Source organism: Arcicella sp. GW821-FHT09D11 (assembly GCF_059416265.1).
The window spans coordinates 667,217-692,535 of sequence record NZ_JBWKOV010000001.1; the positions used below are offsets into that span (position 1 = coordinate 667,217).

Annotated in this window: 22 protein-coding genes; 16 read left to right on the forward strand and 6 right to left on the reverse strand. The window is 35.4% G+C overall.

Translation table 11 applies throughout. From position 1 onward, the window contains the following. Window positions 1-72 precede the first annotated feature (72 nt). From AC07N0_RS02755 to AC07N0_RS02765, 3 genes are all read right to left on the reverse strand, one after another. Complete coding sequence (locus AC07N0_RS02755; protein ID WP_494588026.1) at window positions 73-3,366, reverse strand: SusC/RagA family TonB-linked outer membrane protein; 3,294 nt, start codon at window positions 3,364-3,366, stop codon at window positions 73-75. Window positions 3,367-3,652: 286 nt separating this feature from the next. Next, window positions 3,653-4,195, reverse strand: a complete 543-nt coding sequence (locus AC07N0_RS02760) for a carboxymuconolactone decarboxylase family protein (RefSeq protein ID WP_309915534.1) — start codon at window positions 4,193-4,195, stop codon at window positions 3,653-3,655. Between the two features lie 102 nt (window positions 4,196-4,297). After that, window positions 4,298-4,795: a hypothetical protein gene (locus tag AC07N0_RS02765; protein ID WP_494588027.1), complete on the reverse strand. Its 498-nt coding sequence runs from the start codon at window positions 4,793-4,795 to the stop codon at window positions 4,298-4,300. A 230-nt stretch (window positions 4,796-5,025) separates the two neighbouring features. Between AC07N0_RS02765 and AC07N0_RS02770 the strand changes: the two genes are divergently transcribed. Then, complete coding sequence (locus AC07N0_RS02770) at window positions 5,026-5,523, forward strand: DUF6934 family protein (RefSeq protein WP_494588028.1); 498 nt, start codon at window positions 5,026-5,028, stop codon at window positions 5,521-5,523. A gap of 4 nt (window positions 5,524-5,527) precedes the next feature. Further along, window positions 5,528-5,710 (forward strand): hypothetical protein, encoded by a 183-nt coding sequence (locus AC07N0_RS02775; RefSeq protein ID WP_494588029.1) that lies wholly within the window; start codon window positions 5,528-5,530, stop codon window positions 5,708-5,710. Window positions 5,711-5,750: 40 nt separating this feature from the next. On the opposite strand, the gene AC07N0_RS02780 is transcribed toward AC07N0_RS02775, so the two are convergent. Beyond that, window positions 5,751-7,037, reverse strand: coding sequence for a DUF5690 family protein (locus AC07N0_RS02780; protein ID WP_494588030.1), 1,287 nt, complete (start codon window positions 7,035-7,037; stop codon window positions 5,751-5,753). A gap of 227 nt (window positions 7,038-7,264) precedes the next feature. On the opposite strand from AC07N0_RS02780, the gene AC07N0_RS02785 reads away from it, so the two are divergent. The 3 genes from AC07N0_RS02785 to AC07N0_RS02795 all read left to right on the forward strand — a co-directional run bounded on the left by AC07N0_RS02785 (window position 7,265) and on the right by AC07N0_RS02795 (window position 9,937). Then, window positions 7,265-8,047 (forward strand): HAD hydrolase-like protein, encoded by a 783-nt coding sequence (locus AC07N0_RS02785; protein WP_494588031.1) that lies wholly within the window; start codon window positions 7,265-7,267, stop codon window positions 8,045-8,047. Between the two features lie 86 nt (window positions 8,048-8,133). Then, entirely contained in the window at window positions 8,134-9,285 is a 1,152-nt protein-coding gene (locus tag AC07N0_RS02790) for a TIGR03364 family FAD-dependent oxidoreductase (RefSeq protein ID WP_494588032.1), read from the forward strand. A 199-nt stretch (window positions 9,286-9,484) separates the two neighbouring features. Then, the gene (locus tag AC07N0_RS02795; RefSeq protein ID WP_494588033.1) at window positions 9,485-9,937 is read left to right on the forward strand and encodes a hypothetical protein; all 453 of its coding nucleotides are present in this window, start codon (window positions 9,485-9,487) and stop codon (window positions 9,935-9,937) included. Window positions 9,938-10,058: 121 nt separating this feature from the next. On the opposite strand, the gene AC07N0_RS02800 is transcribed toward AC07N0_RS02795, so the two are convergent. Beyond that, on the reverse strand, window positions 10,059-11,237 hold the full coding sequence (locus tag AC07N0_RS02800) for an alkaline phosphatase family protein (protein WP_494588034.1): 1,179 nt from the start codon (window positions 11,235-11,237) through the stop codon (window positions 10,059-10,061). 661 nt (window positions 11,238-11,898) lie between these two features. On the opposite strand from AC07N0_RS02800, the gene AC07N0_RS02805 reads away from it, so the two are divergent. From AC07N0_RS02805 to AC07N0_RS02855, 11 genes are all read left to right on the forward strand, one after another. Beyond that, complete coding sequence (locus AC07N0_RS02805) at window positions 11,899-14,460, forward strand: DUF5686 and carboxypeptidase-like regulatory domain-containing protein (protein WP_492800722.1); 2,562 nt, start codon at window positions 11,899-11,901, stop codon at window positions 14,458-14,460. A 183-nt stretch (window positions 14,461-14,643) separates the two neighbouring features. Next, window positions 14,644-15,678, forward strand: a complete 1,035-nt coding sequence (locus tag AC07N0_RS02810) for a CDP-glycerol glycerophosphotransferase family protein (RefSeq protein ID WP_492800723.1) — start codon at window positions 14,644-14,646, stop codon at window positions 15,676-15,678. Between the two features lie 198 nt (window positions 15,679-15,876). Further along, window positions 15,877-16,680, forward strand: a complete 804-nt coding sequence (locus AC07N0_RS02815) for a cytidylyltransferase domain-containing protein (protein WP_494588035.1) — start codon at window positions 15,877-15,879, stop codon at window positions 16,678-16,680. Between the two features lie 21 nt (window positions 16,681-16,701). Then, a complete protein-coding gene (locus AC07N0_RS02820) occupies window positions 16,702-17,559 on the forward strand; it encodes a transketolase (RefSeq protein WP_494588036.1) in 858 nt (285 codons plus the stop codon). A 113-nt stretch (window positions 17,560-17,672) separates the two neighbouring features. Beyond that, complete coding sequence (locus AC07N0_RS02825; RefSeq protein WP_494588037.1) at window positions 17,673-18,581, forward strand: transketolase family protein; 909 nt, start codon at window positions 17,673-17,675, stop codon at window positions 18,579-18,581. 164 nt (window positions 18,582-18,745) lie between these two features. Next, the gene (locus tag AC07N0_RS02830) at window positions 18,746-20,089 is read left to right on the forward strand and encodes an aminotransferase class III-fold pyridoxal phosphate-dependent enzyme (protein ID WP_494588038.1); all 1,344 of its coding nucleotides are present in this window, start codon (window positions 18,746-18,748) and stop codon (window positions 20,087-20,089) included. A 109-nt stretch (window positions 20,090-20,198) separates the two neighbouring features. Further along, a complete protein-coding gene (locus AC07N0_RS02835) occupies window positions 20,199-21,038 on the forward strand; it encodes an SDR family oxidoreductase (RefSeq protein WP_494588039.1) in 840 nt (279 codons plus the stop codon). A gap of 164 nt (window positions 21,039-21,202) precedes the next feature. Next, window positions 21,203-21,694, forward strand: a complete 492-nt coding sequence (locus tag AC07N0_RS02840; protein WP_494588040.1) for a KdsC family phosphatase — start codon at window positions 21,203-21,205, stop codon at window positions 21,692-21,694. Window positions 21,695-21,835: 141 nt separating this feature from the next. Further along, window positions 21,836-22,741 (forward strand): N-acetylneuraminate synthase family protein, encoded by a 906-nt coding sequence (locus AC07N0_RS02845; protein ID WP_492800730.1) that lies wholly within the window; start codon window positions 21,836-21,838, stop codon window positions 22,739-22,741. Window positions 22,742-22,994: 253 nt separating this feature from the next. Beyond that, window positions 22,995-23,906, forward strand: coding sequence for a sterol desaturase family protein (locus AC07N0_RS02850; protein ID WP_494588041.1), 912 nt, complete (start codon window positions 22,995-22,997; stop codon window positions 23,904-23,906). After that, window positions 23,907-24,281: a DMT family transporter gene (locus AC07N0_RS02855; protein WP_492800732.1), complete on the forward strand. Its 375-nt coding sequence runs from the start codon at window positions 23,907-23,909 to the stop codon at window positions 24,279-24,281. It abuts the gene before it with no gap. Here AC07N0_RS02855 and ribD read toward each other — a convergent pair. Beyond that, window positions 24,262-25,314 carry a bifunctional diaminohydroxyphosphoribosylaminopyrimidine deaminase/5-amino-6-(5-phosphoribosylamino)uracil reductase RibD gene (gene ribD, locus AC07N0_RS02860; protein ID WP_494588042.1) on the reverse strand — a complete coding sequence of 351 codons (1,053 nt, stop codon included), beginning with the start codon at window positions 25,312-25,314 and terminating at the stop codon, window positions 24,262-24,264. The genes AC07N0_RS02855 and ribD overlap by 20 nt on opposite strands. Between the last annotated feature and the right edge of the window lie 5 nt (window positions 25,315-25,319).

The following is a 25,319-nucleotide window of genomic DNA, read 5'->3' on the forward strand; positions in this document are numbered from 1 at the left end:
AGAATTTTCGATTGTATTATCCTCTTGCTTTTTAGGATAAGTATCAGCAAGAGGATTGTTCAAGAGGATTATTTAAAACACAATATTGATATTGATACCATAACGCTTCATCGTTGGTGTTTGTAAACCTGACGTTGCATTCAATCCAGTGAACTGGTCTAAGTCAACACCATCATGCTTACTATCAATGAAGTAGAATAAATTACGACCTACTAACGATACTGATGCTTGTTTGAAGAATGTTTTCTTCAACATCGATTGTGGCAAAGAATATCCTAATGTTACTTCACGTAATTTTGAGAAAGTCTTGCTCATTAAGTTACCTTCTGCGGTTCCGTTATATCTACTGATATAATCTTGTGCATAAGTCTTGATAGTATTAGGAGCAAATTTCAACTGAGAGTAGTTTGTAATTAATCCAGTTTGTGCATCATACGTTGGCGTACCTTCAGTAATCATCACACCTTCACCGATGTAAGTTTTAATACCTTGTGCATCAAAGTCACGAGCGATACCATAAGCTCCTTCTGTAGTTTCGATATGACGACCACCACGGAATGTTTGCTTACGGATATAGTCTTCGATGATTCCACCTACACGACCATCAAATTGGAAAGATAATGACCAGTTTTTGTAGTTCACTTTGTTGTTGATACCCCAAACGTAGTCTGGATTGGCATAACCTACTAAAGCAGCAGCATTATTAACAATCGGACGACCACCCGCATCATTGATAAGTTGTCCGTCAGCTGTTCTTTGGAAAGTCGCAACATATACTTTATCAATTCTATCACCAACATTGATAAATTGTGTCCCAGCATTTCCGCTAACAAAATAGTTAGAAGCTAGTTTATCAATTTTAATATTATTCTCGTTATATACACTTTGCAACGTTTCTTTGAAAGTTGACCAGTTCAACATCACATCCCATGAGAAATTATTTCTTCTCAAAGGCGTTCCTTTTAAAGTAACTTCCCACCCTGTTTTCTTAGTTTGGATACCATTTACGATAGCTGAAGTATAACCTGTAGTTTGTGATAAATCACGGTTAAAGATTCTTGGTCCATCGTTTGAAGTAAAGTAAGTAACATCAGCAGAGAAACGGTTTTTCAATAAGCTTACTTCAACCCCAGCTTCAATTTGCTCTGAAGTATTTGGCTTTAAAGATGGGTTGTTCAACTTATCTGAATAGGTTGCTCCTGGTAGGTTATTATATGCAGGAGAAATGCCATAACCAACTGAGTTGGCATAGTTAGGCCCATCATAAGATGATTGGTATTCAGTACCATATCCTATTGGATAACTAGCACTTGGGTTGGTACCAATCGTAGAGCGTGTTAAACCGTCTTTTACGTTAGCATAAGATACACGTGCCTTTACGAAAGAGATTACCTCTGGCAATTTTACATAGTCAGAAACTACAGTACTTAAACCAAATGATGGATAGAAGAATGAGTTATTTCCTTTTGGTAAAGTAGAGAGACGATCCAGACGACCTGTTGTTGATAAAGTTACTAAACCTTTATAAGAGAAGTCAGCTGAGTAGTAAGCACTTTGTACTTCCATATCAGATAAATAACTGAATGCTTTTACTGGTCTCAAAGAGTTAGAGAACGTATAAACACCTGGTGTGTTCAAATAATCAGTAGTTACATAACTTGAATTATATTTAAAACTACGGATGTTACCACCAGCCCATACTTTTACATCAAAATCGTTAGCGATTTTTTGATCATATTTAATCAAGAGATCCGTATTGTTTTCAAACAAAGAACGTTTGTCTTCTCTGTAATCTCCTTTTGCTTCTTCACGACCATAAGACGTAGCTGAATATGGGAATTTTTCTGAACGAAAGATATCATACGTAGTGATAGAAGTACGTCCTGTGATACTTAAGTTATTATTGATTTTGTAGTCTAAAGAAGCGTATCCGTAAACATCATTCTTGTAATGACTTCTCAACCATTCGTAAGCCACGAAGTAAGGGTTGTTATAACGCTGATATTCAGCATAGATTTGCTGGCTACCCTCTTTACCTGCTTGCCAGTAATTACGCATATCATCAACGCTCCAGTCTGCACCACCCCAAATAACCATGTTATAAATCAATGAGTTAGGTCCATAGTTTACATCTGGAATATTAGGCGTTGACTGACGGTTGTAATTAAGGTTAGCATCAAACGTTAATTTATCTGAGAATCTGTACTTCGTAGAAATATTGAAGTTAACAGTATTCAACTGTGTATTAGGCACAATACCTTTTTGATAATTATGTGATAATGAAAAACGAATATCCATTTTGTCATTACTACTACCTATCGAAATATTATTGTTAGTCAAAACGCCGTCACGTAAAAAACGTGTAAGGTTATTTGCTCCACGTGCTGTATAAGCAGTAGGAATACGTTTTCCTGTAGCTGGGTCGATAGGTGAATCGTATTGAGCGATTTTTTTCTGACCAGTTGGGTCAAATTTAGGTCCCCAAATATCATAGTCACCATCGTTTGATCCTCCCCCTCTACCATCTACGAATGAATATTGCCCGTGGTCACCGGCACCATATAGGTCTTGCACTCTTGGTATAGTATTGAAACCACTCTCTATCATGGTCGAAGAATTAAACTCGACCGAGAAACCACGTTTATCTTTAGTACCTTTTTTGGTTGTAATCAAAATAGCACCATTTTTTCCTCTGAATCCGTAAAGAGCCGCAGCGTTGGCTCCTTTTAATACTGAATACGTTTCGATATCATCTGCCGAGATGTTCCAAGTATCTGAATTGATAGGTACACCATCTACTACATATAAAATATCGGTGTTACCTCTTAACACTAGATTCGGGCGACCTAATAATTCAGCCGATGGACCAACTGTCAGACCAGCTACTTTTCCTGTTAATGAGTTAATAGAGTTCGGTTCGCGCGCTTTAATTAAGTCTGAACCTTTTACAGTTTGAATAGCATTGGTTAAACTTCTTTTTTCTTTAGAAATCCCTAGTGCCGTTACTACTACCTCTTCAATTTGTTTAGTATCTGCTAAAAGGTTTACATTGATTACCGATTTTGCACCAACTGCTACTTCTTGGTTTGAATAACCAACAAATGTAAATTGCAAAGTAGTTGAAGTAGCCGCAGAAATTTTATAAGTACCATCAGCATTAGTTGTTGTTCCTTTTCCAGAACCTTTAATTCTTATCGATACTCCTGCAATAGGAGTGCTGTCTGTGGCGTCAGTTACTTTACCCGTAACGATGCGTTCTTGGGCATTGGTAACGAACGACAAGAAAAGAAACATTACCGCTAAGAACATCATGTTCTTCGACAATGCAATATTTCTTTTAAATCCAATTCGTAAAGTGTTTTTCATGTGAATGTGAGTAAGGTTTTTAATTCCTCGCAAAAGTAAAACCTTGCTTTAACCACAACTTTAGGGTAGCATTATCAATCCATGAAGAATAAAGAGCAATCAACACTCATTATCGTGAGTATTGTTAGGAGAATATTAGGAGAAGGTAAAAAACGGGCAAATTGACCCGTGCGCATCTTTTCGTACCTTATGGAATGAAAGAGTTTGTTGAAATGAAGGATAAAATTTTCGCCTTTCATGGGTTTTACCATTAAAAGGCGAAAATTTTATCCTTTTATAAGATAGACTAATGCTGACGTTCGTAACCCATTAAAGCTACTTCCTGCCCCATTTCAAGGTATTCTTCTTTTTGTTGCGGAGCCCACGTGCCTAAGCCATCTACGTAACGATTATACATACAAAATGCTGCTGCTATTAATACAGTATCATGGATTTCACGGTCGGTTGCATTATGTTCGCGTGCCTTAGCGATGTCCTCGGGCAATACGTTCTTTCCTCCTATCTGTACTTTGGTAGCGATATCTAACAAGGCTCTGAGTTTCGGAGAGATGGGCGTTGAGGCAAAGTTATCTTTGATGTCATCTATCAAGCTAGCATCACAGCCTAAATGAGCGACGGCTGTTGCAGCGTGTGAGGAATGACAAAAATGACAATCGTTTAAATACGAAACATGGGCTGCGATCAATTCACATTCTACGCTACTCAAACTTGAGTCGCTACGTAATAATGCTTCTGCCAAATTTAATAAAGGTACTGCGGTAACTTTGCTATAATCTAATAATCCTGTCATGCCAGGCAGATTAGGATTGGTAAGTGTTATATGTGCCATTAGTTGATTTTCTTTGATTGATGGAAAGTAAGAATCAGCTGCTGTATGCACAGCAACTATTACCAAGGTATCAATAGACACCATGGTAAAAATCATTGAACACTAAGACAATTCGGGAGGGGTAAAAAAGGACTGACTATAATCAGTAGGAAGATGGACTTCGTAAGAAAAAGAATTGATTGTACCTTTAACCAATGTATATTGGTATTGAGTAAGGTTTATTCCGTTATTCTGAATATAAGTAACCGATAATGACTTACATAAATCCAAAGCTTTTTTGAGCGGTGATTGTTTGTCAGAATGATTACGAGCCAACACTGTATTGATTTCATCTGCTAAGGATGCAAATCGTTCTCTGGCAGATTGATTGGTTTTGATTTTTGTAATCAACGTATCATTTTCATAACGCTGTTCAATAACATTATAAAATTCACCTTTGTATTGAATTAAAGCTTCGGTGGGTGATGTATTATGGAAGTCGGAGGTATAAGGTAGAGAAATCGGAACTTTTAATTCTAAAAATTCATCGTTTGCTTCATACGGCGTTGCAGTAGCATATTCTTTATCAAAACACAGCAATACAATGCCTGTGCTGAACATATTGTACAGCAAAAGACAAAGAAAAGATATGCTTATGATTTTTCTCACAACTTAAATACATTACTTGAACAATCAAATTTATATAAAAATCTTAATATTTGTTAGCATTTTTTGGTTTACTTTCTCTTATAAACATTAGTATAGAACAAAAATCAGAAAGACTCCTATTTTCATGTAAAAAATTAGTCTATAATTAATATTTTATTAATTTAGGATGTTATTCTTTTTCAATGAATATCCTAACTAAAATGAAAATTGAAAAGTATCCTACACAAAGCAACGCAAATAAATCTATATTTAGTTTTACAAGTATCGGACGTAATGTAATCGAAAAACGAGTCCAATTTACTCAAATTAATGATATTGAAAATTATGGATTACCTAAACATATAACACTTTATAATTTAGCTTTCGGTGATTGGAACGAAGAATCTGAAGATATAGATGATTTTGCTAGAAGTAATAATGGAGATACTGAAACAGTATTAGCAACAGTTGCTAATACTGTCCGAGAGTTTTGGGATTATCATCCAGACTCCCTCTTATTCATAACAGGCAGTACTTCAGAAAGAAATAGGCTTTATCAAATTGCTATTTCAAAAAATCTTAATGAAATACTGAACGAAGTAACTATCTATGGATTGACAAACTACTCTTGGGAAGAATATTCAATTGGCAATAATTATGATGCTTTTTTGATTATCAATAAAAGAAACTTATTATATTAGTATTATGAAAACGACAAAGACAAACATAGAGCATGCTAGCACAAATAGTCGGTATAACCCAAAATTAGATTATTTGGATGGAAAAGATATGTCATCAAAAAAATTAATTAAAGCTAAAGAACTACTTTCAAAAGCAGGTTTGCCGAAACAAGTTCTTGAACAATTCAACAAAGCAAAAAGTCTATAGTTTATATTTTCTAATATTCCAGAGACGAATAAATCATTTTTTATATACTAAGCACTGTAGAAGAAGTATTGGTATTTAATTTTCGATTAAAGTAAAAGAAGGAAATAATAATTAATACCATTGAAATCAAAGGTAAAAATAAAGATAAATCAGTCAGCAGGTTCAACCACGACGTATTTTTAGTGCCAAAGTTTTGGTAAATCAAAATCACCACACTGCCTACATATCCACTAAAATCGGCTAAGTAAAACAAGAACCCTACATTAGCTTTTTCTTTCAATACTGCCAAGAGTCGGTCGAAAAGCATTCCATTGAAAGGTACATAAGCCATGTATAAGCCTATTCCTAAATAAACAGACCACCAAAAAGGAGAGATAGTATGATTTAAAAAAGATAAGGTAGCAATCAGCACCAAGATTACTCCTGCAAAAATCATCAAATGATTCAACCAAAAAGCTTGTTTATGATTCTTTACAAAATACATAAAGGCGGTAAAAGCACAAATTACTAAGCCTATCAAAGACTCTGTTTTTGCAAAGATAGAAGCATTGGTTACACCTATTTCTCGCCAGATTTCTACGCCAAAGTTATCCCTAATGTCTCTTAGGATAGTCATCAATACATATATCGTAATCAAGGCTATCAGTCCAAAACCATGTTTTTTCAAGAAATTCTTTCGGTCTTCTGTATTCATAGGTAAGCGTTCCGACCGTTCGTTTTCATCTACTTTACTTGGTTTAGGAGCAATAGACATGGCATAAACCGATATCAGTAATAGTGGAAAAAATGTTAATCCCGTCAAGAAAGGCATCCAATATTCATTCACACCCATATTAATAAAATACTTCCCGATAGATTTTACCATGCCAGACGCTACAATAAAACTCACTGCCAAGCCAGCGCCTAAAATCTCTGTGATTTGTCGACCTTCTAAAAAACTAAACACTAAGCCATATACCATCCCTAAGCCCAAGCCATTAAAATACAAGAACGCCCAATTATAGGGAGGAGGTACTAATCCAAACAATAACAAGTTGAGTTCCGCAAATAGAATCATCCCTATAATGTATTTGGCTCTTTGATGGGGCTTTACTTCTGATACTATTTTGATACCCAAGCCTTTGGCCGTAGCATATCCCAACACTTGCGAGATAACCAACACAATTTTATAGTCTATTCCTAATAAAGTAACATCATGAAAATCGCCAGCAGTAAAAGGCTTTCTGAAAGCATACATACAGAAATAAGTACTGAAAGCGGCTATGCCTAGATAGATGGCAAGAAATATTTGAGATTGGCGCTGAAGAAAATTTTCTAGTTTGTTCATGGATGAAAAACATCTCTTCCAGTATATGATTTATGCTGAAAGATGACTTTTTTAATCACAACATTACAAACAAAAACACCTAAAAATCAGCATTTTACAAAGCCTTAATCAAGATTTAACGTATAATTAAAATGAGACTACTTATCTTTGATTTCATTAAAAAGACACTCAGATAGTATCCTAATTTTCATAATTAAAGCTTTGGTTGTCACTAAATCCAACATTAAATGTCACTCATTGAATTAGTCACTTTTGATATGGCGGGAACAACCGTTCAAGATCGCCATGAGGTAGAAATGTGCTTTATTGAAGCCGCTACTCAAACTGGTTTAACCGTATCGCCCGAACGCGTTCTGGCACTACAGGGGTATTCTAAAAAATATGTTTTTGAATTATTATGGTCGGAAATGATTGGTGATAATCATCCTGATTTGCGTGAATTTGTAAATAATTCATACCATACTTTTTGTGAAATTTTAGAGAATCATTACATCAACCATGACATTTATCCCACCGAGGGATGCTTGGAAATATTTGATTACCTGAAAAGCAAAAAAATAAAGATTGCCCTTACTACTGGATTCTATAGAAAAGTAACCAACATTATCTTACAAAAGTTAGGCTGGCTCGATGGCTTGAACAACAATTACGTTGGCAACGAAAATACATTGATACAGCTTTCTATTGCTTCAGACGAGGTACAGAAAGGTCGCCCAGAACCTTTTATGATTCAAAAAGCGATTCAGATGCTAAATGTGTCTAATGCAAACAAAGTAATCAACATTGGCGATACACCTTCTGATTTAAAATCAGGTGTACGTGCTGGATGTAGAATGTCGTTGGGTGTAACCAATGGTACCCATACGCGTCAACAATTGAGCATCCATAGAAATGATGGTCTGTTGAACAAAGTTTCAGACATCAAAGACATTATAGAGAACATTGAAAATGAACGTTTGGAGGACGATACACCATTCCCATTCTTAAAGAAACTTAATTTTTTACTATAATACTCTATTCTCAACAAAACCACTATTCAATAGAACGTTATCTAAATGCACCTAGCTTTTAGATACGATTTTTTAAAAACCATTCCATGAAAAAATATGATTTGATAGTCATTGGAGCAGGAAACGTAGGTACTTTTCATGCTTATCATGCTTTAACACAAGGCAAATCTGTATTGATGATAGATAAAGATTCGGAACCCATAGAAGCTACAGTTAGAAATTTCGGACAGGTAGTGCCTTCTGGACAAGCGTTAGATACTTGGTTTGAATATGGTAGAGAGTCATTAGGTATTTATAAGAAAATTCAGGCGAAATTTGATATTACTGCTCGCCAAAATGGTTCATACTATTTCGCTTCTGATGATGAGGAGATGTTGCTATTAGAGGAGGCAAGGGCATTGTTTAAAATCAGGGAATATCCTTCTACGCTACTTTCTAGAAAATCTTGTTATGAACGTTTTCCTAACCTGAATTCTGAATATTATAAAGGTGGTTTATTTTTTCCCGAAGAGGTATCAGTTGAGCCTAGGACGATGGTTCATCAAGTAAGGAAAATGCTTATCCAAGATTTTGGATTGGTATTTATGAACAATACTGCTGTTATCGACTGTGAAATAAAGAATGGTATTTGTGAAATCAGCACTGCAACCAATCAAAAGTTATTCGCTGACAAAGTAGCTGTTTGTAATGGTCATGAATTCAAAATTTTATTCCCTGAAATTTTTAATAACAGCGGTATGAAAATCTGCAAACTCAATATGATGCAGACCTACTCTTTACCTGAATTAAAATTGAATGGCAATATCCTTTCGGGACTTTCTATTCGTCGTTATGATAGCTTTAAATCTTGCAATTCATATCCATATATTCAGACGCCCGAGTGGCAAAAAGTTTACAAAGAGTGGGGTATTCATATTCTTTTCAAACAGGCATTAAATGGTTCTATCATCATTGGCGACTCGCACGAATATGCTGATGTACACGAGAATGCTAAATTGCCACTAGGCATTGATATGTCGATAAATGATTTGATTTTGAAGGAAGCTAAAAGAATTATGTCTTTGCCTAACTGGAAAATTCAAAATTATTGGGCTGGATATTACTCTCAAACGGCAGATGGTGGTTCGTATGAACACCAAATTGGAGATAAAATCTATATTTCAACAGGTATCGGTGGCAAAGGCATGACTACCGCCGCAGGCTATAGCCGTAAACGCATTGAGGATATTTTTGAGTAAGAGATTCATTAACATGAATCTCTTCGGGTATAGCTAGTTTGTGCATTTTTAAATTTATTTGTTTTTTATTTATCTTTGACTGTCAGATAAATAGCAATATTTCTTGGCAATTTCCCTCGCTTAAGAGACGTTATATTGCTACGATTAAACAACATCTATATTGATTAAAACTAGCATTAAACCTTAAATTAACGATATCATGAAAAAAATATCTTTACTCTTCCTTCTATTTATTACTGCATTTTCTATTAGCTCTTGCGAGAGAGAGAAATGTGGATGTACTTATCCAGCCGAATTGAACTTTTTAAAGTCTTGGCGACTAATTTATACTGACATTAATGGTAAACAAGTGCCTAGTGATAAGAAAGAGATTATTACTTTTGATGCTTTCAACAAGCCTAAAGCTGTTTATAAAAAAGAGGTTGATGATATAGTGGTGGAACAAACAGTGGTTGATGCCATCAAAGAAACTAGTAATAGTGATAAAAATGAGGTGGTTGTAACAATGACTTTAGACAACGTTGCTTATAAACAAAAACTTAAACTTGTATACGTTGCAGGTCAAACACAAACATTATTAGCTACTACCAAAGTAAAAGCTAGTGACAATTTCAGTGATTATATTTTACACTACGAATTGTATCAACCATAATTGATAACAATTATAGTTAGTCATATCTGTAGATTCTTGCATTTTTTCTCTTGAAAAAAAATCCCCTGATAAACTACGTCTGAGACGTTCATCAGGGGACTTTATATAAAAGGTAAGAGCGTTATTTCATCGTTTGTTTAATCACCTCTCCTATTTCCTTTCCATTCTGGAAATCAAATCCTAAGAATTTAGCTAATGTTTTTGCTAATTGATTTTGGAAAAATTGACCTTCTGTTTTTATTTCCCCTAACGCTGGCGTATCTGGTCCAATTACGCCAAACCAAATTTCATAACAGTCTGGTACTTTTTGACCGTGGCTTGTCCATTGGCTTTTAACTTTATTTCCACGACCGTGGTCTGTTGTTAAAATAATCGTTGTTTTGTCCTTATACTTTGGGTTGTTTTGACAGTAGTTCCATAAGTCCCCCACGAACTTATCAACAGTATTGGCAGCAAAAAGATATTCATCATATTTAGCTTCATGGGCAAATTCGTCGGTTTCATCAAACGATAAGAAAAATACTTCTGGATTATTCTTTTTGATATATTCCTTCGCTAAATAATACGTAATAAAATCGTGGCGGTCGCTAGCTAAACTTGGATAATTACTTTGAATTTCATTTAACATTTTTTCTTTCTCTGTTAAATTTCCTTCTACTAGCTCTTTACCACTGTTTACAGGAATACTACTTCTTTTTTCGTTGATAATATATGGAAATACATCCCAAGTAGAATATGCCGCAACTTTCCCTTTATATTTTGGCTGATTGTTCAAAAACTCTAACACCGTAATATTTTCGTTCAGAATTTTATCATTTGAATTTACTTTATCATCAGCATAACCCGTTAATATTTCGTTATAGCCTGGATATGAAAACCAATAAGGATTTTTTACATTTACTTTATTGCCTGCCCAACGATTACCGTACAATTGCCCTTGTTTAGCCATCGTATTCCATACAAAGGGCATTATTTTCTTACGACTCACAGAGGCTGTATCAGACCAAAAGGTTTGTTTTACCCTGTCTTTATTTTTAGTATATTCTTTATTATTCAATAGTACAGAATCAACTCCACCAAATACTTCCTCCCAACGAAAGCCGTCTGTCGTAATCAAAAAAATATGCTCTGTTTTATGTTGTGAGAAACCCTCTTGCGAAAAAACTAATGTAGCAAATGCAATTAATACAAAAGCGTTTTTCAGTATTTGAGGAAAAAACATCAACACTTTTCTTATTTGAAAAACATAATCGCTCACCATTAGTTTAATCATGGTTGAAGCATTGGGCAAAATATTCATTGATTGATTTTTTAAATATTTTCTATTGGAATGCCTTAAAAGGATTCAAAAGTAGCGATTTATAGGACTGAAAAAGTTATTGAAATGTTAACAATAAATTATAATTCATGCTTCAATATTAATAAAAATGTGTCTTTAATTATTTTTAAAATTCTTCCACAGAACTTTGCTATCAATAGTTGACAGTAATAGCCTTTTCTCAAAAATATTACCGCTAAAATAATAATAGTAAACATACTTGACTTTTAGGCTATCCATACTTACTTTTACATAGTCAATTTAGTTTACCATTATTCATTGATAGCAGTATTACTGTTATTTATCCTAAGAAAACAGTTGTTCATCATTTATTTCGTTTGTTGAACTATATTGATTCTTAGTTTTGTTAGGATTAAAATACGTATTTTAAATCTATTTATCTAACAATTGAACCTTTTAGAAGTAGCCTTAGTTTTTGTGAATATAGTTTATTCATTTATTGTTTTTTCGGTTTTATAAGACCGTTTTTTTTAATTCTTTCCAACCTACTTTCGGTTGGTTTATTAAAAATATTGATTTCGTATTTTCAAAAAAAATCTCAAGTTAATCCTTATTACATGTGGTTGTTTCTGATGGCCGTTCTTATATAATTCAACTGCTTTATTTAAATTAATTTTATAAAATGAGTGATTATTACAAAATACTCAAAACCTGTTTACTTCTACTATTTGTAGCTATTACACCAATTATTTATGCACAACAGCTTACTCGTATCAAAGGAAAAGTAAGCGATGCTAAAACTGGAGAAACGTTGCCATTTGTAAATGTAAGTATTATGGGAACTAAACAGGGTACTCAGACAGATATGAATGGGAGTTTTTATCTAGAAACTCCTGTGCTAAAACCTACTCTGCGAGTAGCCTTCGTAGGTTATACCCCTGAGGTCAGAGAAATAGATGGTGGCAAAATAGTAACTGTAACCTTCAAACTTAAAACGCAGAATACAGACTTACAAGAAGTAACCGTAAAAGGCAAAAAAGATAGATACCGCAACAAAGACAATCCTGCTGTTGTATTGATTCGCAAGGTAATAGAACACAAAGACCAAAACAGGAAAGAAGCCCTAGATTTTTATCAATATAATAAATACGAAAAATTAGAATTTGACCTTAGTAATATTTCTGAAAAATTCAGGAACAAACGCTCTTTGAGAAAATTTGACTTTGTATTTAATCACCTTGACACTTCACAAATCACTGGTAAAGTCAATTTACCAATGTATCTAAAAGAGACTATATCAGACGTTTACTACAAAAAATCACCAGAAAACAAAAAAGAAGTAATCAGCGGTGAGAAAATGACGGGCTTGGGGAATTATGTAGATAACAATGGTATAAAACTATATCTGGAGGCCTTGTATCAAGATGTAAATGTGTATGACAACAATATTCTACTATTAGCCACACAGTTTTTAGGACCAACGGCTCCTGTTGCTCCTCAATTTTATCGGTATGTAATTATTGATACCACCAACTTTAAAGGAACCAAGTGTGTCAATTTAGGTTTCTCTCCAAGAAATTCTAATGACCAACTTTTTCAAGGAACAATGCTGGTAGCACTGGACTCTAGTTATGCGATTAGGAAGGTACAAATGGGCTTTTCTAAAGACATTAACGTCAATTTTGTGACAGATTTAAGGGTGGCTCAAGAATACGATTTTGTTGAAAACGAAGGGCTGATGCTCACTAAAGATGACTTAGCAATTGAGTTCAACCTATTGAAAAAGGAAAATGGTATGGGGCTTTTTGGGCAAAGGAGTGTGTCGTATAATAGGTACGTTATCAACAAGCCCATCAGTGATGAAAAGTTTTCAGGACTAAAAACAGATATCTTAAAAGATGCCGCCAATAGAGATGATAGCTTTTGGCAACAAAACCGACATCAGGAACTATCATCAAAAGAGTTGGGTATTTACACGATGGTCGATAGTGTAAAAAAAGTACCTGCTTTTCAGCGTTTCATGAATACTGCCACTTTTTTACTGGAAGGTTATAAGCCCCTCGGAGGCTTTGAAATCGGGCCAGTCAATACGTTTTACAGTTTTAATACAATAGAGGGTTTTAGGCTACGAGTAGGCGGGCGAACAACGCCTACTTTTAGTGATAAAATGGCCTTGGAGGGCTATGCTGCTTATGGTTTCAGAGACGAACGCTATAAGTATTTTGCTTCTGCTACTTTCTCATTGACAGACCATAATACCTATACCTACCCTATCAAACATCTCAGGATTTCTTATCAAGATGAAATTAAAATCCCTGGTCAGGAATTACAGTTTGTTCAAGAAGATAATTTCTTGCTCTCTTTCAAAAGAGGTCAGAATAATAAAATGACCTATAATAAAGTAATCAATCTGGATTATTTAAATGAATCGAGGTCGGGATTAACAGTGAATGTCAATTTCAAGAATATCAGACAAACGCCTACTGGTGCGCTTACTTTTAATACTATCAAAGACGGCAATATTACTCCTACCCCCGAAGTGATTAGTAGTGAGTTGATGATTGGTCTAAAATATGCCCCTAATGAGCAATTTTATCAAGGCAAAAATTACCGTATCCCGATTATTAACAAATATCCTACCTTTCAAATACGATATACGTTAGGCATAAAAGGTTTGTTAAATGGACAATATAATTTCCATCGCCTAGTAGGTTATGTTCACAAAAGGATGTATTTGCCCCCTATCGGCTACACCGATTTTACGTTAGAAGGAGGCAAAACTTTCAATACATTGCCCTATCCATTATTAACGATTCATAGAGCCAACCAAAGCTATGCCTATCAGCCAGAAGCCTATAACCTGATGAATTTTTTAGAATTTGTCAGTGATGAATACGCCGCTCTTTTTGTTGACCACCATTTTAATGGATTTATTTTCAACAAATTACCCTTGATAAAAAAACTAAAGTTAAGAGAAGTTATTACCTTTAAAGGATTGATGGGAAGGCTAAGTGATAAAAATCTCCCAACAACACAGAATGGTTTAATGTTATTACCTGTAGACGAAAATGGAAAACCTACTACTTTTTCGCTCGAAAATAAACCTTATATGGAAATGAGTTTTGGTATTGAGAATATCTTTAAAGTACTTCGACTAGATTTTGTAAAGCGTTTAAGCTATTTAGAAAATCCAAATGTCAGTACGGGAACAGCAATTAGGTTTAGAATGAGATTTGATTTTTAATCGAATATAACCCAAAATATCATACCTAAAAAACCTTAAAATTGACTTTAAACCACCTTTTTAAAATACGTTAATATCAATTTCATCCTGATATAGCTCAAACTCACAAACACTTAATTTCGAGATAATATTGAATTAATACTTGCTTGATAATTTTGCTTTAAATAAATCAAAAGATAGTCTATGAAAAAGAAGATTTTATTCATAACTGGTTCAATCAATCAAACTACTCAAATGCATCAGATTTCGGAGCAACTTCCTGAATTTGATTGTTGGTTTAGTCAAATTTTTGCAGATTCCCCCTTTATGCAATGGGTTATAGACAAAACAGAGTTTTTGGATAAAACTGTATTAGCGGGGCAGTTCAGAGAAAACTCTGAAAAATACTGTTATGAACATCATCTCAAATTGGATTATAAAGCTAGAAAAAATCAATATGATTTAGTGGTTTATTGCTCAGATATGGTTATTCCTGATAGAATGCTCCAAACTAGAACCTTGTGGGTGCAAGAAGGTATGATTGACGAGTACACTAATTTAAGTAGGCTTATAAAAACATTACATTTACCCCCTTATCTTGCTGTAGGGACATCATTAAATGGTTCTTCCAACATTTGTGATGTTTATTGTGCAGCTTCAGAAGGATATAAAGAACATTTCTCAAAAATTGGTACTAACAAAAGCAAAATTGTAGTAACGGGTATTCCAAACTTTGATAATTGTGAACAGTATCATACAAACGATTTTCCCTTACATAATTATGTCTTAGTAGCAACTTCTGATGGAAGAGAATGCTTTAGACCAGAAGACAGAGTCGGTTTTATCAAAGACTGTGTGGTAAAAGCAGCAGGAAGACAAATGATATTCAAGCTTCATCCTAATGAAATTGTTGAAAGAGCTACTAACGAAATCAAAGAGAATACGCCTGAAGGAACAATCATTTATACCTCTGGTAATATTAATCCAATGATTGCCAACTGTGATGAATTTATCACGCAATATTCATCGGCAGTATATGTGGGCATGGCGCTTGGTAAAAAAGTACATTCGTTCTTTGATAAAGAAGAACTTATCAGACAAATGCCTCTTCAAAACAAAGGTACTTCGGCTAAAAATATCGCTCAGGTTTGCAGAGACTTTTTAGGCTTTGAAGGAAAGAAAGAAGATTTCGTTAAATCTTACGACTACAAAGCTGTTAGCGAATTGGTATATGAATAACCTGTATGATAAGTAATCATGCAGCATTATATTAGGCTATAAGCCGTAGGCAATATGCAAAATGTTTATTTTTTCATGATAAAATCATATCTATTTTTTGCTTATTGCTTAAGGCCTATAGCTTACAGCGAGTAAAATTAAAGTTAATTTTGCTCACTTACTTACAGACATTTTGTTTCAAAATAATATATTAAAATAATGTCAGAAATTACAATTGTTGTTCAAGCGCGCATGTCGTCTAGTAGATTACCCAAAAAGGTATTATTACCCATTTTGGGCGAAAGTCTGCTGTATAGAATGATAGAGCGTTTACAACAAATTAAACATCAGGCTACTATTGTAATTGCTACCTCTGAAGATCAACAAGATGATGTAATTGAACAGTTTTGTCAAGAAAAAAACATTATCTGTTACCGTGGAAGCCTGAATAATTTATTAGACAGACATTATCAGGTTGGCGTATTGACTAATGCCAAAATTGTGCTGAAAATTCCTTCTGATTGTCCACTTATCGACCCAAGGATTGTGGACAAAGTATTAGATTTTTATTTCGACAATGAAGGAAAATATGATTTTGTGAGTAATCTTCACCCAGCTACTTATCCAGACGGCAACGATGTAGAGATTATGACGTTTGAAGCGTTGAGCAAAGCTTGGAATGAAGCCAGTCGCCCGTTAGAATTAGAACATACTACTCCTTACTTTTGGGAAAATCCAGATAAATTTCGGTTAGCAAATGTTAGTTGGGAAACGGGCTTAGACTATTCTATGTCACATCGTTTTACCATAGATTACTACGAAGACTATCTATTCATCAAGCGTGTTTTTGAAGAGTTATATACTCAAAACCCTGCGTTTTCAATGGATGATATTCTTACATTGCTACAGAACAACCCTGAAATATATACTATCAACGAACGTTTTGCTGGCGTAAACTGGTACAGAAATCATTTAGATGAATTGAAAACCATCACGCCTGAGCAAACCAAAATTAGTATTTAGCATAAATTCCAAATAAATACAATGACCGAAGAAAAATTAGAAACATTAAAAAGTATCGCATTACGTGTCCGTGAGCATATCATCGGAATGTCAACGGATGGCGGTTGTTTTGTAGGAGCTTCCCTTTCGGCTACCGATTTGATGGTTTACCTCTACAACAATTTTTTAAATATCACTAAAGAAAATCTTGACGATCCCAATCGTGACTATCTGTTTCTTTCAAAAGGTCATGATGTACCTGCTTTGTACGGAACGTTAGTTGAAATGGGTATTTTAGAAGCCGAGCGTCTTCAAAATCACCTTTCTACTTCTGATAATATTTACTGGCATCCTAATACTAAAATTCCGGGTATCGAATTTCACTCTGGTTCATTAGGACACCTACCTGCGGTATCGCTTGGCGTTGCTTTAGATTGCAAGATAAGAGGTACAAACAACCGAATCATCTGTATTTTGGGTGATGGTGAATTAAACGAAGGCTCATGTTGGGAAGCTGTTTTGGTAGCCAATGCGTACAAATTAGACAACCTAGTTTTTGTAATAGACCGTAACCAGTTTCAAGCAAATATTGCTACTGAAGATTTGATTCCATTGGAACCTCTGGCTGATAAATTCAAGGCTTTTGGTGCGGATGTGGTAAGAATAGACGGACATAATTTTCAGGATTTGGAAGAAGCTTTTACAAGTTTAGATGAACGCAAAGGCAAACTTCACGTAGTGATTGCTGATACTATCCGTGGGAAAGGCTTACCAAGTATAGAGGCTCGTGCTGACCGTTGGTTTTGTAATTTTTCAGCCAATGAGGTATCTCAACTGATGGAAGAATTACATGGTGTTCATTCAGCTAATATCGAATCTGAAGTATTAGTAGTTAGATAGCTTTCAGCTATCGGATGTCAGCTATCGGCTTTAAGCCTTTAGTTTATGATATTAAAATCTTTAATCCGAAATCTGATAGCCGAAATCCGATGACTTAAAAAACATATAAAATTATGTACGAAGAATTATTAAAAAATACAGCCCTTAACGACGAACGTTTTGTAGTAATGACTGCGGAAAACCGTGCATTAGTCAGAAATCTACCAGCTGTTTTGGGTAAAAGATTTATAGATACGGGTATCACCGAACAAACGATGATTGGTGCTGCCGCTGGTTTGGCACTTCGCGGACGCATTCCTATAGTCCATGCTTTGTCGGCTTTTTTGTCGATGCGTGCTTTTGAGTTTATCCGTACCGATGCAGGTATTGCTAATTTACCCGTGAAATTAAGCAGTTTTATCCCAGGCTTTTTATCAGATGGCAATGGCCCTACGCACCAAGCCATTGAAGATATTAATATCATGCGTGGTATTCCGAATATGCAGGTTTTTGCTCCTGCTGATGAAAATGATTTAGTAACGATGTTACCTCAAATCTGGAATACCCCTAATCCTTCTTATGTACGTATTTGTACACGACCTGCTCAGTATCAACACCAAACTAATTTTGAAATTGGGAAGGCTGAAATCATTGCAGAAGGAACAGATGTAACCATCTTAGTTTATGGTTTTATGTTTGAGCAAGCCTTGATTACAGCAGAAATTTTACGTCAAGAAGGTAAATCAGTAGGGTTAGTAAACATGAGAAGCCTAAAACCTGTGGACGAACAAGCCATTGTAAAAGCTGCCCTTCAATCAGATTTAGTGGTAACTATCGAAGACCACTTCTTAACAGGCGGATTATACACAATTGTTGCCGAAACTTTATTGAAAAATAGAATTACGGCTGATGTCTTACCAATTGCTTTAGTTGAAAAATGGTTTAAGCCAGCACGTCTAAATGAAGTATTAGCATACGAGGGGTTCACGGGCAAACAAATGGCTGAAAAAATATTGACTTATGAAGCGATTAGCATTGAATGATAAGTGATGAGTTAGTTATGAGACTGAGCTTTTGAGCAATAAGTCTTGAGAAATGAGATGTTAGTTTTAAGTTTTCACTTCTTGAGTCTTATGTCTTTCTTCTAAAGTCTTATCTCTTTGTATCCTCAAGTCCTAAATCTTCAAAGTCCTAAATTCCAACAAAAATGCCAAATTCAATAAAATCTAACGATAATTATCCAACTATCACAGAGTCTGATAGTTTGTATAACAGAGCTTTAAAAGTACAAAAACCAATTACACAAACACTTGCCAAAGGGCCAGGTCAGTTTACGAAGGGAGTAGCTCCTAAGTATTTGAAAAAAGGGAAAGGCTCGCACGTTTGGGATGTTGATGGCAACGAATACATCGATTTCAATGCAGCGATTGGCCCACTTTCGTTGGGTTATGCCTACCCTGTAGTAGATGAAGCCATTAAGCAACAGTTAGAAGATGGTATCACTTTTTCATTGATGCACCCTTTGGAAGTAGAACTTTCTGAATTGATTCAAGAAGTAATTCCTAATGCTGAAGCTGTAAAGATTTCAAAAACAGGTGCGGATGTTTGCTCGGCAGCTATCCGTGTGGCACGTGCTTTCACAGGTCGCGAAAAGATTTTCTGTTGTGGTTATCATGGCTGGCATGATTGGTATATCGGTATTACAAGCCGTAATGCTGGTGTTCCAGAGGCTATTCAAAACATGACTTATACGTTCGAATACAACAATATTCAAGCAATCCGTGAGGCGTTGGATGAAGACGTAGCTGCTATTATTCTTGAACCATTCATTTTTGAAGCACCACAAAATAACTTCTTACAGGAATTAGCAACTCTTTGTCGTGAAAATGGCACATTGCTCATTTTTGATGAAATGTGGACGGGCTTCCGTATCGCTGTGGGTGGTGCTCAGGAGTATTTCAATGTTGTGCCTGATTTAGCAGTCTATTCAAAAGCCTGTGCGAACGGTATGCCGATTGCATTATTGACGGGGCGTGCTGATGTAATGGAATTGTTCAACAGTGATGTATTTAGCTATACAACTTTTGGTGGTGAAGCACTTTCTTTGGCAGCAAGTATTGCTACTATCAAAGAAATCAGGGATAAAAATGTGCCTGCCTATTTGGATGCAAAGGGACAAATTATCAAAGATGGTTATAACGAAATCGCGAAAGAATTTGGCTTAGAAAATCTTACGAAATGTATCGGTTATAACTGCCGTTCGATGGTGACGTTTGCGCCCGAAGCTGGTAATGGCTTAGAAGTAAAAGCCTTTGTACAACAAGAAATGATTAAGCGTGGTGTTTTATGGGCTGGTTTTCATAATATGTGTTTTAGCCATTCAGACGAAGACATCAACTATACACTTTCGGCATATCGTGAGGTAATGCCAATTTTGAAAGAGGCTATCGAAAGTAATGATGTAAAATCGTACTTGAAAGGTGAAGTATTAGAAGCAGTTTTCAGAAAAACAAGCAATTATAATATAAAGCCTGCTTTGGCTAAAGCGTAAAAGCTGTGAGTTGTGAGCGATGAGCTGAGAAGTTAACATATTGATAAACAACATATCAATATTGTTTATTTTACATAACCTGCTTGATTTTAGATACGTTAAATTATTTATGGAAAATACAATTTCTAGTCCTGACTTAAACCTTTCCCAATTGTTTTCTTTAGAAGGGAAAACGGCTATCGTAACGGGTGGAACTGGACTTATCGGTAAAAAGCATTGCGAAGCGTTAATAGCTGCTGGATCCAATGTAGTAGTAGCAGACATTGCACAGGCAAACCCACAAAAATTTGCGGAAAGCTTAGGCGAAAAAGCGATAGGAATAAGCATAGATGTTACTGACGAAGCATCTTTGCAAAATGCTAAACAAGCAATCATCGCTCGTTTTGGTTCGATAGATGTTTTGGTAAACAATGCCGCTATCAATGATATGTTTGAAAACCCTGAGCTTGCAGCAGAACTTTCGGCTTTTGAAAAATATCCGATAGCATCTTTCCGCAAGTCGCTAGAAGTAAATGTTTTAGGGGTGTTTTTATGCTCACAAATATTTGGTTCGGTCATGGCTGAACAAGGTAGTGGAAGTATTATCAACATCGCTTCAACTTACGGAATCGTTGGGCCAGACCAAAGCATTTACCGCAACGAAGCAGGCGAGCAGTTATTTTTCAAATCGCCGTCGTACCCAACTACCAAAGGAGCTATTATTAATTTCACAAGATATCTAGCAGCTTATTGGGGAAACAAAGGGGTAAGAGTAAATACGCTTTCGCCGGGTGGCGTAGGCAATGCGCAAGATGAATATTTTGTAAAGAATTATTCGGCTAAAACTTTATTAGGAAGAATGGCTACTGCAAACGACTATCAAGGAGCTTTAATTTACCTAGCCTCAGATGCTTCTGCCTACATGACAGGTGCAAACTTGGTAGTAGATGGTGGTTGGACGGCGATATAATTTTGATTGGAATAGTTGTGAGTTAGTGAATTGCGATTTAGTGAGTTATAAACTAGCAAATTCTGAGTTAAATAAAAGTATGTATAAAATCCTATTTTGAATCATTCACTCAATCACTAACTCACAATTCACTAACTAAAAACCACTAAATCACTCAATAAAAAATGGATATACACGAAAAAGCAAAGCATATAAAACTTCTGATTACTGATTGTGATGGTGTTCTGACAGATGCAGGCGTTTATTATGGTGAGAATGGTGAGGTATTAAAAAAATTCAATATCCGTGATGGAATGGGTGTAGAAAGACTTCGTAAATCAGCCAATGTAGAAACTGCTATTATCACAGGTGAGGTTTCTCCTTCGGTGGTGAAAAGAGCTGAAAAGCTAAAAATCACAGAATTGCACCTTGGCATAAAAGATAAATTAGCCATTCTAACACAGATTATGGCGAATCGTGGTCTTACCAAAAACAACATTGCCTATATAGGAGACGATGTAAATGATATTGAAATTATGCAACATGTGGGGCTAACAGCTTGTCCTAATGATGCCATTAGTTTTACCAAAGAAATAGCCGATTATATCTGTGAAAACAAAGGTGGCGAAGGCTGTTTTAGAGAATTTGCAGAATTGATTATTGCGGCACAATCTTAATTGATTTTAAAAAATTTAACAATAATGTCTTCCAGAGGTTGTATAAATCTGATTATTTATACAATCTCTTATCCCCAAAGACATCAATACTTTTCTAACAAACCTTCCTCGGGGGTCAGGGGTTTTTTACGTCCATTATCAATGAAAAACGTTATATTATCATCAGGAAAAGTTATCGGTAAAGGTGAGCCATGCTACATTATTGCCGAAATCGGAATCAATCACAACGGTTCTTTAGACGTTGCAAAACAATTGGTTGACGAAGGAGCAAATGCTAAAGCAGATGCTGTGAAATTTCAAAAAAGAACACCTGAATTATGTGTTCCGCTTGACCAATGGGAAATCCAACGTGATACTCCTTGGGGAAGAATGTCGTACATCGACTACAAACGTAAAACTGAATTTGGCAATTTAGAATATTCAGCCATCGACCAGCACGCTAAGCAAAGAGGTATCGACTGGTTTGCATCACCTTGGGATGTCGAGTCGGTTGATTTCTTAGAATACTTTAGCCCAGTATTATACAAATTAGCTTCGGCTTCTTTAACTGACTTAGAATTAATCGAAAAAATTCTTCATACTGGTCGCCCATTAATGATTTCAACGGGAATGTCAACCGTAAAAGAGATTATCGAGACAGTGGCTTTCATCCAAAACTTTGATGAAAACTATCCATTGATGATTGCTCATTCTACTTCGGCTTATCCATGCAAACCAGAAGAATTGAATTTAAGCATGATTAAAACGTTGGGTGAAATGTTCCCAGACACGCCAATTGGTTATTCTGGTCACGAAACAGGCTTGGCTACGACTGTAGCGGCTGTGGCTTTAGGAGCTACTTTTGTGGAGCGTCATTTCACACTAGACCGTGCTATGTGGGGTTCTGACCATGCTGCTTCAGTAGAGCCTCAAGGGTTATCTCGTTTGGTAAAAGACATCCGTGACGTAGAAATTGCAGTAGGTGATGGCGTTAAAAAAGTATATGAAGCTGAGATTTCTCAAATGAAAAAACTTAGAAAACATATTTCTGCTGAGTATTCTGCTTAATTTCAATGAAATTATCAGCGTTTTTCTGATGAGCGTCTATTTTATTAGCATAAATTGATTAAAAACAATACATTTTTCGTTAAGAGGTAGAGGCTTCCCAAAGTTTGCTACCTCTTAATTTCTACAAACTCATGATAAGTAAGAGTAATTAGTGGAAATTCTTTTTCCAGCACAACAACATTATACGACCAATATGAATCTCTTAACAATAACCACTTCAATATTAATATGTTGGATAATTTTTATTATTCTAATGGAAAGGTTATATCCATATCGTAAAGGGTTAAAGCTTTTCAGAGAAGGCTTTTGGGTGGATTTAGTTTGGTACACGATTATTCAGAGTTTCTTTCTTAAAATTCTTATTTTCGATTACATCATTCAGCCTATCAATACAAGTTTCGATTGGTCTGAATACCAATTTGTTAAACATTGGTCAGTTCCAGTACAAGTTCTTTTTTTTCTGATTACACACGATTTTTACATTTATTGGTTTCATCGCTTTCAACACTCCAATAAATTTTTCTGGAGAACACACGAAGCTCACCATTCTGGAAAAGAAGTTGACTTTTTAGAAGGTTCACGTTCACACGTTGCAGAAATTATCATTAACCAAACGATTGAATTTTTACCCATCATTGTGTTAGGTGCTGACCCTGCTGTGCTACCGATTAAAGCCTTATTAGATGCTATTTTTGGCATGTTTATTCATGCTAACATTAATGTAAAATTGGGTAAATGGAAATATATTTTCAACTCTCCAGAGTTGCATTTATGGCACCATTCCAATTATCAAGAAGTGTTTCATGCTAATTTTTCAACAAAATTTGCCTTTTGGGACTATCTTTTTGGTACAGTGTATTTCCCAGGGCATAAGCCAGGCAATGAGCGAGAAAATTGGGGATTATATTATGACTATCCGAAAGACTATTTCTTACAGCATGCTTTTTCGGTTAAACGTTTCGACGAAAAGAAATTATTACGCTTTAAATGGTTCGCAAGGTATTATAACCTTCGCCCTACCATTTTGAAAAAAATCACTCATTGGATTGAAGATATTGAACATTATTTCCTCATTGAAAACTCGAGTATGAATTATCGTAGAATAGAGCAACACAAAATAGAGGAAAATAAAGATTCAACTAATCGACCCTCAGACCTTACATAAATGGCTTGGATATACCTTATTATTGCTGCTTTGTTTGAAGCAGCATGGACTTTCTCATTAAAGTTATTTAGTTTTAAAGACATTAAAGCACTTCCCTTAAACAAGTATTTTGCTACAGAAGGAATTGTAACGCTAATGCCATTCGTGGGTTATATCGTTTTTGGATTAGCCAATGTTTATTTTTTCTCAGTTGCACTCAAAACAGTTCCCACAGCTACGGCAATGGCCGTATGGACGGCAGCCACACTGATTTTCATTAAAATAGCTGAAATAGCTTTCTTTAATGAAAAATTAAACTGGTTTGAAGTCTTTTTTATCATGCTAATTACGGTAGGCATTATTGGTTTGAAAGTAGTTAGCGGTAAAGTCTCGTAAGGACATTATCGCTACCAAGATTTTCTTTTACAATGGTAACACCCTTAATCCTTGGGGCAGTAATGCCCGTCTCCAAGGTTTTCTTGCTTTGTAGGATAATTGCTTCGTCCCATAGATTGGTATCAATAAAACTTTGCAATAATTTACTACCTCCTTCTACTATCAAAGATTGAACTTTTCGTTGTGTTAAATCTTCTATAATAGTTGATAAAAAGGCTGTTTCATCCGCTATTTTCACAAAAACAACATTGTTTTCTTCTTTATTTGCTAACAAATTATAGCAAATAGTAGGCTGTGAGACATCAAAGATATGCAATGATGTGTTTAAGGAGAGGTCTTTATCTACTACGATTCTTAAAGGATTTTTGCCCGTCCAGAATCTAGTATTCAGACTAGGGTTATCATAGCGAGCGGTATTAGTGCCGACCATAATAGCATCTTCTTCACTACGCATTTTATGGACAACCCTTCTGGAAAGTGCATTAGAGATTTGAACAGCTTCAAAATTCTCTTTAGCAATAAACCCATCAGCAGTTTCTGCCCATTTCAAGATAATATATGGGCGTTGCTTTTCGATAAAAGTGAAAAAACGTTTATTCAATGCTCGTCCTTCTTCTGCTAAAATACCCGTCTCTACTGCTATTCCAGCGGCTTTTAGCTTGGCAATGCCCTTTCCTCCTACCAGTGGGTTTGAATCTACATTACAAATGATTACTCGTTTGACGGCATGCTTTACTAGTAAATCTGCACAGGGAGGTGTCTTGCCAAAATGTGAACAGGGTTCAAGCGTGACATATACATCAGCTTCTGTCAACAAAGATTTATCTACTACCGAATTTACAGCATTTACTTCTGCATGGGCTTCTCCATACTTTTTGTGCCAGCCTTCACCAATTAATTGCCCATTATGTACAATTACGCACCCTACCATCGGATTGGGTGAAACAGTGCCTGCTCCTAAACGAGCTAATTGCAAAGCACGAGCCATCCATATTTCAGGCTCATTAGCGTAATTTTCTTTGTAACTTTGCATAAATT

Coding starts and splice junctions, on each gene's coding strand:
- AC07N0_RS02755 (WP_494588026.1), bottom strand. CDS start 3,366: ATGAAAAACACTTTACGAATTGGATTTAAAAGAAATATTGCATTGTCG.
- AC07N0_RS02760 (WP_309915534.1), bottom strand. CDS start 4,195: ATGGCACATATAACACTTACCAATCCTAATCTGCCTGGCATGACAGGA.
- AC07N0_RS02765 (WP_494588027.1), bottom strand. CDS start 4,795: ATGTTCAGCACAGGCATTGTATTGCTGTGTTTTGATAAAGAATATGCT.
- AC07N0_RS02770 (WP_494588028.1), top strand. CDS start 5,026: ATGAATATCCTAACTAAAATGAAAATTGAAAAGTATCCTACACAAAGC.
- AC07N0_RS02775 (WP_494588029.1), top strand. CDS start 5,528: ATGAAAACGACAAAGACAAACATAGAGCATGCTAGCACAAATAGTCGG.
- AC07N0_RS02780 (WP_494588030.1), bottom strand. CDS start 7,037: ATGAACAAACTAGAAAATTTTCTTCAGCGCCAATCTCAAATATTTCTT.
- AC07N0_RS02785 (WP_494588031.1), top strand. CDS start 7,265: ATGTCACTCATTGAATTAGTCACTTTTGATATGGCGGGAACAACCGTT.
- AC07N0_RS02790 (WP_494588032.1), top strand. CDS start 8,134: ATGAAAAAATATGATTTGATAGTCATTGGAGCAGGAAACGTAGGTACT.
- AC07N0_RS02795 (WP_494588033.1), top strand. CDS start 9,485: ATGAAAAAAATATCTTTACTCTTCCTTCTATTTATTACTGCATTTTCT.
- AC07N0_RS02800 (WP_494588034.1), bottom strand. CDS start 11,237: ATGAATATTTTGCCCAATGCTTCAACCATGATTAAACTAATGGTGAGC.
- AC07N0_RS02805 (WP_492800722.1), top strand. CDS start 11,899: ATGAGTGATTATTACAAAATACTCAAAACCTGTTTACTTCTACTATTT.
- AC07N0_RS02810 (WP_492800723.1), top strand. CDS start 14,644: ATGAAAAAGAAGATTTTATTCATAACTGGTTCAATCAATCAAACTACT.
- AC07N0_RS02815 (WP_494588035.1), top strand. CDS start 15,877: ATGTCAGAAATTACAATTGTTGTTCAAGCGCGCATGTCGTCTAGTAGA.
- AC07N0_RS02820 (WP_494588036.1), top strand. CDS start 16,702: ATGACCGAAGAAAAATTAGAAACATTAAAAAGTATCGCATTACGTGTC.
- AC07N0_RS02825 (WP_494588037.1), top strand. CDS start 17,673: ATGTACGAAGAATTATTAAAAAATACAGCCCTTAACGACGAACGTTTT.
- AC07N0_RS02830 (WP_494588038.1), top strand. CDS start 18,746: ATGCCAAATTCAATAAAATCTAACGATAATTATCCAACTATCACAGAG.
- AC07N0_RS02835 (WP_494588039.1), top strand. CDS start 20,199: ATGGAAAATACAATTTCTAGTCCTGACTTAAACCTTTCCCAATTGTTT.
- AC07N0_RS02840 (WP_494588040.1), top strand. CDS start 21,203: ATGGATATACACGAAAAAGCAAAGCATATAAAACTTCTGATTACTGAT.
- AC07N0_RS02845 (WP_492800730.1), top strand. CDS start 21,836: ATGAAAAACGTTATATTATCATCAGGAAAAGTTATCGGTAAAGGTGAG.
- AC07N0_RS02850 (WP_494588041.1), top strand. CDS start 22,995: ATGGAAAGGTTATATCCATATCGTAAAGGGTTAAAGCTTTTCAGAGAA.
- AC07N0_RS02855 (WP_492800732.1), top strand. CDS start 23,907: ATGGCTTGGATATACCTTATTATTGCTGCTTTGTTTGAAGCAGCATGG.
- ribD (WP_494588042.1), bottom strand. CDS start 25,314: ATGCAAAGTTACAAAGAAAATTACGCTAATGAGCCTGAAATATGGATG.